At 42.6% G+C, this 13563-nt stretch carries 13 protein-coding genes and 2 pseudogenes; all 15 read left to right on the forward strand.

The window, feature by feature from the left end; all coding sequences use genetic code 11:
• Positions 1-46 precede the first annotated feature (46 nt).
• Positions 47-538 (forward strand): PcfB family protein, encoded by a 492-nt coding sequence (locus KQI87_RS11600; RefSeq protein ID WP_055057305.1) that lies wholly within the window; start codon positions 47-49, stop codon positions 536-538.
• Positions 535-1401: pseudogene (locus tag KQI87_RS11605) on the forward strand (type IV secretory system conjugative DNA transfer family protein); the annotation flags it as partial. The gene KQI87_RS11600 and the pseudogene KQI87_RS11605, both read left to right, overlap by 4 nt.
• A gap of 697 nt (positions 1402-2098) precedes the next feature.
• On the forward strand, positions 2099-4006 hold the full coding sequence (gene ltrA / locus KQI87_RS11610; RefSeq protein ID WP_216460273.1) for a group II intron reverse transcriptase/maturase: 1908 nt from the start codon (positions 2099-2101) through the stop codon (positions 4004-4006).
• 134 nt (positions 4007-4140) lie between these two features.
• Positions 4141-4392 (forward strand): annotated as a pseudogene (locus KQI87_RS17015) (VirD4-like conjugal transfer protein, CD1115 family); the annotation flags it as partial.
• Positions 4393-4815: 423 nt separating this feature from the next.
• Positions 4816-6678 carry a recombinase family protein gene (locus KQI87_RS11620; protein ID WP_442860616.1) on the forward strand — a complete coding sequence of 621 codons (1863 nt, stop codon included), beginning with the start codon at positions 4816-4818 and terminating at the stop codon, positions 6676-6678.
• The gene (locus KQI87_RS11625) at positions 6675-7058 is read left to right on the forward strand and encodes a TnpV protein (RefSeq protein ID WP_216460275.1); all 384 of its coding nucleotides are present in this window, start codon (positions 6675-6677) and stop codon (positions 7056-7058) included. The genes KQI87_RS11620 and KQI87_RS11625 overlap by 4 nt, the downstream gene beginning before the upstream one ends.
• A 9-nt stretch (positions 7059-7067) precedes the next feature.
• Positions 7068-7247 (forward strand): hypothetical protein, encoded by a 180-nt coding sequence (locus KQI87_RS11630; protein ID WP_216460276.1) that lies wholly within the window; start codon positions 7068-7070, stop codon positions 7245-7247.
• Between the two features lie 16 nt (positions 7248-7263).
• Positions 7264-7554: a hypothetical protein gene (locus tag KQI87_RS11635; RefSeq protein ID WP_216460277.1), complete on the forward strand. Its 291-nt coding sequence runs from the start codon at positions 7264-7266 to the stop codon at positions 7552-7554.
• Between the two features lie 4 nt (positions 7555-7558).
• Positions 7559-7858, forward strand: a complete 300-nt coding sequence (locus tag KQI87_RS11640; RefSeq protein WP_216460278.1) for a hypothetical protein — start codon at positions 7559-7561, stop codon at positions 7856-7858.
• 27 nt (positions 7859-7885) lie between these two features.
• Positions 7886-8188: a hypothetical protein gene (locus KQI87_RS11645; RefSeq protein WP_253292495.1), complete on the forward strand. Its 303-nt coding sequence runs from the start codon at positions 7886-7888 to the stop codon at positions 8186-8188.
• A gap of 414 nt (positions 8189-8602) precedes the next feature.
• Positions 8603-10036, forward strand: a complete 1434-nt coding sequence (locus tag KQI87_RS11650; RefSeq protein WP_216460279.1) for a serine/arginine repetitive matrix protein 2 — start codon at positions 8603-8605, stop codon at positions 10034-10036.
• Between the two features lie 107 nt (positions 10037-10143).
• Positions 10144-10797: a CHC2 zinc finger domain-containing protein gene (locus KQI87_RS11655; protein ID WP_216460280.1), complete on the forward strand. Its 654-nt coding sequence runs from the start codon at positions 10144-10146 to the stop codon at positions 10795-10797.
• Positions 10706-12139, forward strand: a complete 1434-nt coding sequence (locus tag KQI87_RS11660) for a virulence-associated E family protein (protein ID WP_253292496.1) — start codon at positions 10706-10708, stop codon at positions 12137-12139. The genes KQI87_RS11655 and KQI87_RS11660 overlap by 92 nt, the downstream gene beginning before the upstream one ends.
• A 287-nt stretch (positions 12140-12426) precedes the next feature.
• On the forward strand, positions 12427-12591 hold the full coding sequence (locus KQI87_RS11665; RefSeq protein WP_216460281.1) for a transposon-encoded TnpW family protein: 165 nt from the start codon (positions 12427-12429) through the stop codon (positions 12589-12591).
• Between the two features lie 87 nt (positions 12592-12678).
• Positions 12679-13530 carry a tyrosine-type recombinase/integrase gene (locus KQI87_RS11670; protein ID WP_216460282.1) on the forward strand — a complete coding sequence of 284 codons (852 nt, stop codon included), beginning with the start codon at positions 12679-12681 and terminating at the stop codon, positions 13528-13530.
• Positions 13531-13563 lie beyond the last annotated feature (33 nt).

Consider the following 13563-nt stretch of genomic DNA (forward strand, 5'->3'; position numbering starts at 1 on the left):
TTACAGATCTGGACAGCAGTTGAATCGCTGAAAGGAGGGAAAAGTCATGCAGGAAGAGGTAACTCAGAAAACGGTCACGTTCTGTATTCGGGCTACTAAGATTACGGCAGACCTGTTGAAAAAGGTTCTTGTTGCGTATCTGCGTCATCAGAAGCAGAAATCAGTAGAGAAGAAAGCACAGAAAAATCAGCCGAAACAGGGAAAGGTCACGGTAAAAGAGCTGGCAAAACAGAATGCCGGGATGGTCAATATCGAGATCACAAATAAGAATATCAAGTCCTTTGAACGGTATGCCAGAAAATACGGGATCAATTATGCTCTGAAAAAAGACAAGAGCAAAGAGCCTCCGGTTTATCTGGTATTTTTCAAGGGACGTGATCAGGATGCCCTCAATGCTGCTTTCCGTGAGTTTTCCCAGAAACAGATTCAAAAAGCGAATAAGCCTTCCATTCATAAGCGTCTTGCAGCTTACCGGGCAATGATGCCAAAGAAGACGAAGGACAAAGTAAAGAACCGGCATCAGGAGCAGAGTCGATGAAAAAGAAAAGCGGCAAAACTATGATGCAGAAGTGGAAGCTTAAAATCGGGGGTAAGCTGTCCGCCCTGGATAAAAAGAAACTGGTTCTTACAAATATCCCTTATGCTCTGGCTGCTTTCTATGCAGACCGGGCATTTTTTCTTTACCGGAACAGTCCGGGAGAAGATATGGGGAACAAACTTTTATATGCAATGGAACACGCAGACCGGATTTTTGCTGGTTTTGTGTTAAGCAATAACTGGAAAGATCTGCTAGCAGGTATTGTTGTTGCAGTCGTTCTGAAAGTGTTGGTCTGGCAGAAACAGGCAGACGCAAAGAAATTACGGAAAGGCATCGAGTATGGTTCAGCTAGATGGGGAACCGCAGAGGATATCAAGCCTTATATGTCGGAAGATCCCTGGATGAATATTCCATTGACAGCAACAGAAGCATTGACTATGGAAAGTAGACCTAAACAGCCAAAATATGCAAGAAATAAAAATATAGTGGTCATTGGCGGCAGTGGTTCCGGAAAAACTCGATTTTTCGTTAAGCCGTCAGTCATGCAGATGAACTGTTCCATGGTCATTACAGATCCGAAAGGCACTCTGATTGAGGAGTGCGGGAAGATGTTAGCAAAGGGACCACCTAAGAAAGATAAGAATGGAAATATTATGAAAGATAAATCTGGAAAAGTAGTTCATGAGCCATATGTGATTAAGGTTCTGAATACTATCAATTTTTCCAAATCGCTTCATTACAATCCATTTGCTTATATACGGTCTGAAAAAGATATCCTGAAGCTGGTGACAACAATCATTGTTAATACCAAAGGCGAAGGGGAAAAAGCTTCCGAAGATTTTTGGGTGAGTGCGACACGTTTGCAGGCGGTAAAAAGTCTGCACACAGTGTTGGTTTATTAAATAATAACCAGTCTGTGAACTGATAATCTGATAGATGGAATGATGGGGTAACGCCCTGAAACGTCTATCCTTGACGGACTTGCGTCAGCTGTAATGGCTGGGGTGGGAAGCTCCGTGACAACGACCGAGAGTAGCCGTAGGAATCTGCCAAAAGATTCTCGAAAATGCCCCAGAGGTGGGGTGCGCTACCTATAGGTCTAGGATCTATAAAATATCTATGGTTAGAATGTTTACTTTGGCGAGTAAACTGACGAAAACTGCGAATGTACGGTTCTAAAAGAAGACCATATAGAAATGTATGGGTGCGTTAAAGCGCAGTCAGTGTGGTTTAGTAGAAATTGGTCCTACGAACGACCATGTTGTGTTACAGGCACATCCAAGCTGACAGGACTATAGCAGAGACCTAAGGATATATGTACAGATAGGATTATCGGAACGTGGAAAGGCATCAGATTCCAATATGGGATAGCCTGACGAAGAAAATAAGCAGGCGAACTGGTGCTGAAAAGCCGTGATCGAACTTATGATGAGTTCTGCGAAAAAGAGGAACTCGGAGGAATGGTCACAAGTCGGTTGAAATAAACAGGCATTATTCAGTCCTATGATAAGGATTACGAGTAAGACCAAAAGGGTCACTTTCGATAGGAGGTGATGCCTTATGCCAAAGAAAAGTAAAACATTATGTGTGGATGACCTGCGTCATGCGGAGTACTACGGAATGCAAGGTACTTTTGATGAATTATATCAAAGAAGTCAGAACGGTGAAGTATTTGAGAATCTTATGGATTTGATACTGAGCAGAGATAACATTTTACTTGCATACCGAAACATTAAAGCGAACAAAGGCAGCTACACGGCAGGAACAGACAAAAAGAACATCACAGACATTGGGAGTCTAACTCCTGATGATGTGATAAAAAGAGTGAGATTTATTGTCACGGAGAGCAAACACGGCTACAGACCTAAGCCTGTAAGACGGAAAGATATCCCGAAACCAAACGGAAAAACACGTCCGTTGGGAATCCCATGTATATGGGATAGGCTGATACAGCAATGTATCAAGCAGATCATGGAACCAATCTGCGAAGCAAAGTTCAACAATAATAGTTATGGATTTCGTCCGAACAGATCCGTTGAACATGCCATTAACAGAACCTACACCATGCTTCAAATGATGAACCTGCATTATGTAATCGAGTTTGATATTAAAGGATTTTTCGATAATGTAAATCATAGCAAGTTAATCAGACAGATATGGTCGTTGGGTATCCATGATAAAACGCTGATTTTTATTATCAAGCGAATACTGACAGCTCCAATTAAAATGCCTGATAATACAACGGTATTGCCCGACAAAGGTACACCACAGGGCGGAATCATCTCACCACTACTGGCAAACATCGTTCTAAATGAATTAGATTGGTGGGTAGCCAGCCAATGGGAGGAGAATCCGATTGCTACAAGCAGAGGGAGAGAAAGAATAATTGGAAAAACTAAGGTTTTTGATAAAAGCCATGGTTACAGGATTATGAAAAATACGGAAATGAAAGAAATGCATATCATTCGGTATGCGGATGATTTCAGGATTTTCTGTAGAACGAAAGAGGATGCAGTCAGGACAAAAAAGGCAGTTACGGCGTGGATTGAAGAGAGGTTGAAATTAGAGGTGTCCCCAGAGAAAACAAGGATTGTGAACACCAGAAAACGGTGGTCAGAGTTTCTTGGATTCAAAATAAGGGTAAGATTGAAGCATCATAAATATGTGGTGCAATCGGCAATCTGTGACAAAAAGGTTGAAATTGAAAGAGCAAAGCTAGTGGAGCAAGCGAAAAATATCGCAAAACCCAGAGAGAAGAAAAGTTGTTTATCCGAAATTCAGCTATATAACTCAATGGTGTTAGGCATACAGAATTACTATCAGCTTGCCACCTGTATCAGTATTGATTGCAGAGAATTCCATAGGCGAGTGATGACAGTTTTGACGAACAGGTTAAAAACGGAAACAGGAAGTATGCTCAAACGTGAGGGTGGAACTATCACCCAAGCAGAAAAAGAAAGATTCGGACAGTCAAAAATGATTCGATATGTTTCAGGAATTGACCAGATGATCTATCCGATTGCATTTATCAAAAACAAAGTACCAATGGCGAAGCGGTCAATCGTTTGTAGTTATACAAAAGAAGGTCGTTCTCCAATCCATACAGAACTTAATCTTAATCAATATGTTTTGAAAGGACTGAGAGAAGATATATCTGTTGGTCACAGCACAGAATACCATGACAGTAAAATATCTTTATTTTCTGCTCAAAAGGGAAAATGTGCAATCAGTGGAGAAGAATTCACAAATGCAGAACATGTATGTGTATGGCTCAAAATACCAAGATCACTTGGTGGATTTGAAAGATATAAAAACATGGTTCTGATCCACAAGAAATATCTGATTCTGTTACAAGAACTGCCCCAAGCGGTAATAAAAGACCTGATAAAAACACTCAATATCACAAAAAAGATGCTCGTGAAAATCAATAGTCTGCGAGAACAGGCGAACCTGTCAGTAATAATATAAAACTTAAATTTGGTGACTGATTAAATGACTTGCGAAGGCAATCGATGGAGCGCCGGATGCGGTGAAAATCGCATGTCCGGTGTGAGGTGGGGGAAAAGGTGGAGATAATATCAAAACCTTACCTATCACTATAAGCAGAGAAATTGCTGTATACAGCACTGATTGCTTTTATCTGGTATGAAGGGGATGAAGAGGAAAAGAATCTGAATACCCTTCTGGATCTTTTGAATGAAAGCGAAACCCGTGAAGAGGATGAAACTTACCAGAATCCTGTGGATATGATGTTCCAGGAACTGGAAGAAAGAGATTCGCAGCATTTTGCGGTCAGACAGTATAAAAAATACAAAATGGCGGCTGGTGTAGTAAGTTTGAAGAGACTTCTTAATCACTCAATTTTAGAGAATTGGAGCTCCAAATTGATTAAAAAGTCTCTTGAGGCTTATTTTTTTACCTCAAAGGGCAAAATTGTACTTTTTTAAAAACATTTCAAAGCAATATAACTTTTTACCCTCTGCCACCTGTGTATAGTGTAAGAAACTTTTTTACCGACACGAAATCCAGGAAAATGAGAAAAGTTATGTTGCGACCCTGTAAAAAGGCGTCTGAGCAATGGGTTATGTGTAAGGAATTTTTTTCGGTTTCTTACACGAACCTTGGAAACAGAATAGCCTGCCCATAGTGATACCAGATTTTTTCTGGAAATACGTCCCGGAAACATCAGAACCCGGTACAGGAACGGATATGGGGTGAGAACAGGAGCCAAATTAGAGAAAGGAGGGCGTCAGAGAATGGCACAGACACAGGGATTCATGACAGCGTTGTATGAGCGTCTTAGTCGTGATGATGAATTAAACGGAGAGTCCAACAGTATTTCCAATCAGAAAAAGCTTCTGGAGCAGTATGCAAAGGAACATGGCTTTACAAATCTGATTCATTTTACGGATGATGGAATTTCCGGCACAAGATTTGACCGCCCCGGCTTTCTTGCCATGATGAAAGAAGTGGAGTCCGGGAAAGTTGGGACGATCCTGATTAAAGATATGAGCCGAATGGGAAGGGATTATCTGAAGGTCGGGCAATATATGGAACTGCTCAGACAGAAGAATGTGCGTCTGATCGCAGTGAATGAGAATGTAGATAGTTTTCGGGAGGATGATGATTTCACCCCATTCCGAAATATTATGAATGAATGGTATGCAAGAGATACCAGTAAAAAGATTAAATCAACCTTTAAGGCAAAAGGGAAATCCGGCAAGCATGTAGCCAGTACAACACCGTATGGTTACTTAAAAGATCCGGAGAACCCTGACCACTGGATTGTTGATGAAGAAGCAGCCAAAATCGTACAGCGGATTTTTCATATGACAATGGACGGACGTGGACCGTATCAGATCGCAAGGATTCTGAAAGAGGAACAGGTGGAGATACCGGCAGTGCATATGGCGAAAAAGGATGCAGGTTTATGGAAAGGCAGGGTGGATGAAATCAAAGATCCTTATGGATGGGGTTCTTCCACTGTTGCAGGGATTTTGAAGAAACGAGAGTACCTTGGTCATACGGTGAACTTCAAAACCAGAAAACATTTCAAGGATAAGAAAAGCCATTATGTCGGGGAAGATCAGTGGACGGTATTTGAAAACACACAGGAGCCTATCATAGACCAGGAAACCTTTGATAATGTCCAGAGGATCAGAAGCAATGTAAGAAGATACCCGGATGGATGGGGAGAAGCACATCCTTTGACCGGACTGATGTATTGTGCGGATTGCGGAGCAAAAATGTATGTTCACCGGGTAAATAATGGAAAGAGAGTTCCACAGTATACCTGTTCCGCATACTCAAAGGTTCCGGTCGGAACACTCTGCCCGACACAGCACAGGATCAACGCTGATGTGGTCATGGAGCTTATCAAGGAACTTTTAAAGGCGATTGCAGAATATTCCCAGCTGAACCGGGAAGAGTTCATAGAGACGGTGAGAAAGGCTCAGACCTCACAACAGTCCAGCGAGATCACAAGACTGAAAAGCAGACTGTCAGAAGCACAGAAGCGTGTGCAGGATCTGGAAAAACTGCTCTGCCGGATTTATGAAGATAACATTCTTGGCAAACTGCCGGATGAACGTTATGCAGTTCTGGACGGGCAGTATTCCAAAGAACAGAAGGAACTGTCAGCGGAGATTGCAGGGATGGAAGCAGAGTTATCCGGTTATGAGGAAGGTCGCAGGTCTGCGGAGAAATTCATTGCCATGGTCGATAAATACCAGAACTTTGAGGAACTTACCACTTATATGCTGAATGAGTTTGTGGAGAAGATTGTTGTGCATGAGCGTGACCGGAAAGGCAGTATTGAAACCACACAGGAAGTAGAAATCTATTTTAATTTCATCGGACGGTATCTGCCACCACACTTCGGAGAGGTGGAACTGACACCGGAGGAAATCGAAGAAATGAAAAAGAGGGAAGCCAGAAAAGACAGGCTGCACCAGAACTACCTGAAAAGAAAAGCAAATGGCAAACAGCAGGAATACTATGAACGAACCAAAGAGAAGAAGAAAGCAGAGTTGGATGCAAAGAAAGAAGCAATCCGGAAGGAAGATATTGCAAAAGGTGTCTTTATTCCCGTTTCCATGCTTCCACCTGCAGAACCGAAGAAAGGAGCAATACCGGCATGAAGGAATTAGAGCGGATCATACACGATGACAGTAATGGACTGGATTATATCCTTGTCGGGGAAGTGTATCTGCCACTGCTTGCAGTACCGAATGAGACTCGTGAGATTGGATTTTACGGAAGTCTCCACAGGAATTATCTGAAGGATTATAAAAGTGGATTATATTCGTATCTGAGTCTGAGCGGAAAACTCTGGTCTTATCTTGCAGATGTTAATGAGCAGTGTGTGGAACGCAGAGATTATCTGATGGATCAGATGATGGAACAGGAAGGCATTACCGAGGAATTGAAAAGCAGAGATCAGATGGAATGGGTTCGCCGGGCAAACAATGTAAGAAGCCGGGTAGATGAAATCATATTGAATGAAATGGTGTATGTGTAGGAGGAGCTTATGAGGTACCGGATTGAATATGCAGACGGAAAATGCTGTAACTTTGCCAACAGCAGAAAAGACCTGCTGGACTGGCTGAAACTTTTGAAAGATGAAAAGATTGTGGATATCCGTAAGATATACAAAAGCGGAGTTACCGATTCTGTCATGGATAACTACCGCAGGTATTTGAAGCAGTGAGGGGAGGTGGACAGTCATGAAAATTGCAAAGATCATTGTGAAAGTGATTCTTTTGCCAGTGCAGATATGCCTGACAGTCGTACAACTGATGGTCATGTTCGTTACATGGCTGTCCGCAACCGTATTCCATATCCTGTCGGGGATTATCTGCATCACAGCAATATTAAGTTATGGATTTAGGCAGGAGACAGGTAAAGGAGTGTTCCAAATGCTTCTTGTAGGTTTTGCACTTTATATCCTGCCTGTCCTTTCCGGCTGGGCGGTCGTGTGGCTGGAAACAATCAAGATCAGTTTAAAAGGAGATTAAGTAGATGGAAGTAACAGAGAAAATGAGAGAGTTTATGAATGACCTGATCGGGGAAAGAATGGAACAGGTTTATCAGGAAAATGATGGAAAGCAGTATGATCCGTTCAATGAAAAACTGGAACTGAAATTGCAAAAGGTACTTCGGAAGATGCCAAAGAAACAGGAGAAGGTTCTGTTTGATTATCTGACAGATACATCAAATAAATGCAGTGACCTGAATGAATTTTATTACCGTATGGGTCTGAAAGACGGCTTAAAACTGAAAGAAGCAATGCAGGCTATGCTGGATGCTTTAACGGAATAAGGTGTGTGAAAGGAATGGTGGTCATGAATGAAAATGACAAAAGAAATTGAAGATTTCATCAACCTGACGATAACCGAACACATGGGAAAATCGTATACAGACTGGAAATTGAAACAGCAGACAGAAGTGGAACCAGATGAAGTGGAGGAAGCCTACAAGAAGGTGATCGAAACTTTGACACCGGAGCAGGAAGAAGCAGTTACGAAATACTGTGATCGAATATTTAGTAGTGGAGCTGAGACAGAAGAATTCTTTTACCGTCTTGGATTAAGGGTCGGAATGAAATTGAAAAAACTTGCAAAAGAAATTCTCCGGCAGTTATCAGAGTGATACATACGGAGACATATGAAAAATGAATGAGTAAAGTAAAGGGCATTAACCGTAAAAAAGTTAGTGCCTTTTATTTTATCCATTTTTATATTTTCACAAAATCCGATTCAGAGGATTTTTGAAAAACAGACGGAACGGAAAACTTGCCGAAGGGACAGCGGCAGAAGTTTCGTTTTGGCTGACGGGAGTACAGAGGGCGGTGAGTCCTTTGTGCCTGGATTGCAAAGGGCGGCAGCACCTTGCTGGGGTTAAGGGGCAAAGCCCATTAGCAGGTTAAGGGCGGCAGCCATTGCCCAGTGATATGGCGTTTCGCCATATGGTACTGGGTACTGTCTGTAACGGAGACAGAGACTTTTGGCAGCTTCGCTGCATTACCCCTTCGGGGAGAAAACTTGAAAAAAGGAGAGATGTGAATTGAAAGGAACAAGGCATAACGGCAGATCCGGCAAGGACGGCGTTTACAATCCGCTTCACAATGACCGGAGATTTGATCCGGAACACAGTGAGCATATCGACAATGAACGCGTCCGGCAAAATATTTACTGGGACTGCTATCAGGGATATACCACCATGGCTGACCGGGGAAAAGAGGATAATTTTTCTTTCAACCAGATTGAGCTTGCATACTACGTGGAGCATTATAGCGATTATGTCATGAACCAAAATGCGAGACATGAGAAAGCTAGACATCCCGACAGGTGCAAAGGTGTGGAAGATGTTCTGAAAAGTAAAAAGACCTGCCCGGAAGAAAGTATCTATCAGCTTGGAACGATAGATGAACATGCTTCTGCACAAACGCTGGTCATGGTCTTTGATGAATTTAAGAAAGAGTTCGATGAGCGTTTCGGCTCTAATGTCCATATCATTGACTGGTCACTGCATATGGATGAAGCGACACCGCATATCCATGAGCGTCATGTATTTGATGCCACGAACAGATATGGAGAAATCGAACCAAAACAGGAAGAAGCCTTAAAGCAGCTTGGCTTTGAACTGCCACAGCCGGACAAAGCACGATCCCGGACAAATAACCGGAAGATGGTTTTTGATTCTGCGTGCCGGGTGATGTTTCTGGATATCTGCAATCGTCATGGACTGGAACTGGATGAAGAACCGTCTTATGGTGGAAGGCAGTATCTGGAAAAGCAGGACTACATCCGCATGAAGCAGAAAGAAGAAATCGCAGAGCAACAGGAAACGATTGAACAACAGATTGATATTGTAAATGCTAACCGTCTGGATATTGCAAAACAAAGGATCATGGTTCGAGGGAATGAACAGAAAATACAGGAACAGGAAGAAAAGCTGATTGAGCAGGAGAAGGAATTTAAAGAAAAATTCATTTCCAATTCTGACCGGATTATGAGTCAGGGAGAGTTGATCGAAGAACAGAAACAGGAACTGCAACAGCTGACCCTCCGCATTGAAGATGTGGAAACACTGCTTGATGAAGTATCCAGTGAAGCATATGACAAGGCAGTTGAGCAGGTTGCAAGGGAAGCGGTACTGGCTACCCGTAAGGATGATATTTATCTGGCAGAAGATTCTAAAAAGTGGATTCAGAGTCCGGAACGGAAAGCATCCCGGAAAGAAAAAGAGTATGCGGTAAAAAGGCTGGATGGTCTGATACGGAAGATTGAAAATGCGATGGAAAAGGCAGTTGGAAAAATTGTCCGTCAGTTGAAACAGCCGGAGAAAAAGAAAGCAGTTGTGGAAGAAATTAAAAAAGAAGTGAAGCCTTCCATTCGGGAAAAGCTTGCATTGAATGTAGCAAAACTTGAAAGAGAAGAAGCAGAAAGAAAGCAACTGAATAAAGGAAAATCACGTTCCAGTGATCTGGAGATATAGGGCATTTTGTTGATTCCGAAAGGACAGGACAGAATGCCTTTTTTATTTGGAGCCAAAAAAGTTTATCCCATAATTGGGAAAAAGTCAGAGAAAGAAAGGAGAACAGGATGGGACTATTTGATGAAGTAAAGCAGAACGTGACTGTCCGGCAGGCTGCAGAAATGTACGGGTTAAAGCCTAACAGGAGTGGGCTGATCTGTTGTATTTTTCATAATGATAAATCACCCAGTATGAAAGTTGACCGGAGATATTACTGCTTTGGATGTGGCTGTACTGGGGATGCGATAGATTTTACGGCACAGCTATTTGGACTTGGGTTAAAAGAAGCAGCACAGAAGCTGGCAGATGATTTTGGAATTGCTTATGCCAGCAGGAAAGCTGGTTTTGAGAGAAAGCCTGTATCCGTGAAGAAGCCGGAACCAACACCGGAAGAAAAATGGCAGTCAGAGTATCTGCGGTGTTTGAGAACATATTTGGATTACCGGAGTCTGCTGTTGGACTGGAAAGTGCAATATGCACCGAAGAACAGAGAGGAAGAATGGGACAAGCGGTTTATGACCGCATTAAGGGAACTGACCACAGTGGAGTATTATCTGGATATTCTGCTGTTTGGAGATCAGGCAGAGAAAGAAGCACTGGTCAAGGAAAAGAGGAAGGAGGTAGAACGGATTGAGCGATACGAGGATAAAGGAGATTGCGACAAAGGAACAGAAAGATGCCATACAAGAAATGTTAAAAACCGTAGACCGGAAAGAGATTAAAAAAGTCCGGGATATGCTGGAGCTGACACAGAAAGGAACGGTGAAAGCAACCGTGGATAATTATATGCTTGTGCTGAGATATGACCCGTATATCCGTGAGAGCCTGAGTTACAACATGCTGACCGGACGGATTGATATTGTAAAGACCCTCTGGTGGAACGATGAGATCTGCAAGCTGGATGATGATGCCAGAACGTATTATTACTATTTCTTTGAACGCTATTACAGCCTTTGCAGTGAAAACTGTATGGACAAAGCATTGAGGATAGAAGCAAAAAGCCGGGCATACCATCCGATCTGCAAATATCTGGAAGAACTGGAATGGGACGGACAGGAAAGGATTCGATATGTCCTGCAACGGTATATGGGTGCGGATGCTTCGGATTTTGTATATGAGGTAATGAAGCATTTCCTTATGGAAGCGTTGAGCAGGATCTACCGTCCCGGATGCAAAGCAGATGAAATGCTCTGCCTGGTCGGTCAGCAGGGAGCCGGGAAATCTACTTTTTTCCGATTCCTTGCCTTAAAGGATGAATGGTTTTCCGATGATCTGCGAAATCTGGGGGACAGCAAAATTTATGAATATCTGCGGGGACACTGGATCATTGAAATGCCGGAGATGATCGCTACGATCAGTGCAAGAAATAATGAAGAGATCAAATCGTTCCTGACCAGACAGAAAGATACTTACCGTGATCCTTATGCCAAATATGAGGAAGACCGGAAGCGTCAGTGTGTTTTTGCCGGATCAACGAACACAAGGCAGTTCATTCCTTTTGACCGTACCGGGGCAAGACGTTTCCTGCCGGTTGCCATAGACAGCAGCAAGGCAGAGAAGCATATCCTTGATGATGAAAAAGAAGCCAGAGCCTATTTTGACCAGCTGTGGGCAGAAGCGATGGTGATCTACTGGACAACAGAAAATAAAAACAGTCTGCTGAGGTTCTCAAAAGAAATGGAACAGGAAATCAATGAATACCGGAAACAGTTCACACAGGAAGATACCATGGCAGGAACGATTCAGGGGTGGCTGGATGCCTACAAGGGAACCCATGTATGTTCGGTGCAGATCTGGAAAGAAGCATTTGACCATTTTGACCGGGAACCGAAGAAATTTGAAACCAATGAGATCTGCTCGATCATGGATACCCAGATTATAGGCTGGAAGAGAGCCGGAGTACACAGATTTGAAAAGCAAGGTTATGGCAGACAGCGGAGCTGGATTCGGGAAGGAACAGAGGATGAGGGTGTCAACGAACCGGATAAAGACGGATTTACGAAACTGACAAAGGCAGAGCAGCTGGAACTTCCATTTGATCTGCCCGACAGAGAGAAAGGCTGATTTTGGCACCGAAAGGCTGTCGATTTACCCGGAAATGTATCACTTGTTGACATTCTTGTTGACAGCCGAACCCCTTATATTTACTGGTGATTTTGATGTTTTTACCAGTTGTCAACAAAGATATTCAAAAAACATTAGGGATGTATTTAGAAGACAGGAAAAAACATCCCATAAGAAGTTTGAACCCTCATGTTGACAATTACGTTGACAGCTTACAGATAAACTTCCGGCAGAGACAGTACGAACCTCTCTTTGTCGGGCATATAACAGAAAGGAATTTGATAATTATGGAAAAAATGATGAATACAGCGACACAGGGACACACTTTTACAAAGAAGATCGGACAGACAGTGTATGTTGTCCGCTATCACTTCAATGAAGATGCGAAAGAAACCATGCAGGAGAAGATTAACCGGATGCTGGTGACAGAAGCAAGCAGACAGATCATCTGATAAGAAAGCATTGAACAGGCAAAGCGAATAGAGAAAAGCACTTCTTGGTAAAATAATAAATATTATTGAGCCAGGAGGTGCTTTTTTATGTATGAGAAAAAGCCTGTTATAAATGAAGAATATATTATGGATTATATCAATTATCTGAGAGAACAGGAACGGAGTAAGGCAACATTACAGAAATATCAGCATGACTTAACTGCTTTAATCATCTTTTTGAATGGAAGTGAATTAACGAAGACGGAGCTGATTAACTGGAAAGAAAGTCTGATGAACCAGTATGCACCTGCTTCTGTAAATGCCATGATTGCAGCTGTGAACGGGTATGTGAAATATATGGGATGGGTGGAACTGATGGTGAAACCCTTAAAAATTCAGAGATCTTTGTTTCTGGAAGAAGAAAAAGAGCTTACCCGTGAGGAGTATGTCCGGTTAGTAAAAGCTGCACAAAAGAAAGAGAATGAAAGGTTGGCACTGGTGATCCAGACAATCTGTGCAACAGGCATCCGGGTATCGGAACTGAAATTTATTACAGTGGAAGCGGTGCAGTGTGGAAGGGCTGAGATTTCCAATAAGGGCAAGCTGAGGATTGTGTTTCTGCCGGAGGGACTGAGAAAGCTGTTGAGGAAATATATCCGAAATCAAAAAAAGACTGCCGGGGCAGTGTTTACGACAAGGACAGGAAAGCCATTGGATCGGAGCAATATCTGGCGTGATATGAAGAAGCTATGCGAAAGTGCCGGGGTTTCGGAAAAGAAGGTATTTCCACATAATCTGCGTCATCTGTTTGCGAGGACGTTTTATTCGATTGAGAAAGACCTTTCCAGACTGGCGGATATTCTGGGGCATACGAATTTGAGTACCACCAGAATCTATACAGCTGAAAGCGGTGCGGTTCATGCCAGACAAATGGAGAGACTGAAACTGATAGTCACATAATATTGGTTCTGTTGTAGTATAAAAGCACCTTAC

The organism is Blautia sp. MSJ-9 (assembly GCF_018919065.1).
Lineage (GTDB): Bacteria > Bacillota > Clostridia > Lachnospirales > Lachnospiraceae > Blautia_A.

Coding starts and splice junctions, on each gene's coding strand:
- KQI87_RS11645 (WP_253292495.1), top strand. CDS start 7,886: ATGAAAATGACAAAAGAAATTGAAGATTTCATCAACCTGACGATAACC.
- ltrA (WP_216460273.1), top strand. CDS start 2,099: ATGCCAAAGAAAAGTAAAACATTATGTGTGGATGACCTGCGTCATGCG.
- KQI87_RS11630 (WP_216460276.1), top strand. CDS start 7,068: ATGAGGTACCGGATTGAATATGCAGACGGAAAATGCTGTAACTTTGCC.
- KQI87_RS11670 (WP_216460282.1), top strand. CDS start 12,679: ATGTATGAGAAAAAGCCTGTTATAAATGAAGAATATATTATGGATTAT.
- KQI87_RS11635 (WP_216460277.1), top strand. CDS start 7,264: ATGAAAATTGCAAAGATCATTGTGAAAGTGATTCTTTTGCCAGTGCAG.
- KQI87_RS11625 (WP_216460275.1), top strand. CDS start 6,675: ATGAAGGAATTAGAGCGGATCATACACGATGACAGTAATGGACTGGAT.
- KQI87_RS11655 (WP_216460280.1), top strand. CDS start 10,144: ATGGGACTATTTGATGAAGTAAAGCAGAACGTGACTGTCCGGCAGGCT.
- KQI87_RS11620 (WP_442860616.1), top strand. CDS start 4,816: ATGACAGCGTTGTATGAGCGTCTTAGTCGTGATGATGAATTAAACGGA.
- KQI87_RS11640 (WP_216460278.1), top strand. CDS start 7,559: ATGGAAGTAACAGAGAAAATGAGAGAGTTTATGAATGACCTGATCGGG.
- KQI87_RS11665 (WP_216460281.1), top strand. CDS start 12,427: ATGGAAAAAATGATGAATACAGCGACACAGGGACACACTTTTACAAAG.
- KQI87_RS11600 (WP_055057305.1), top strand. CDS start 47: ATGCAGGAAGAGGTAACTCAGAAAACGGTCACGTTCTGTATTCGGGCT.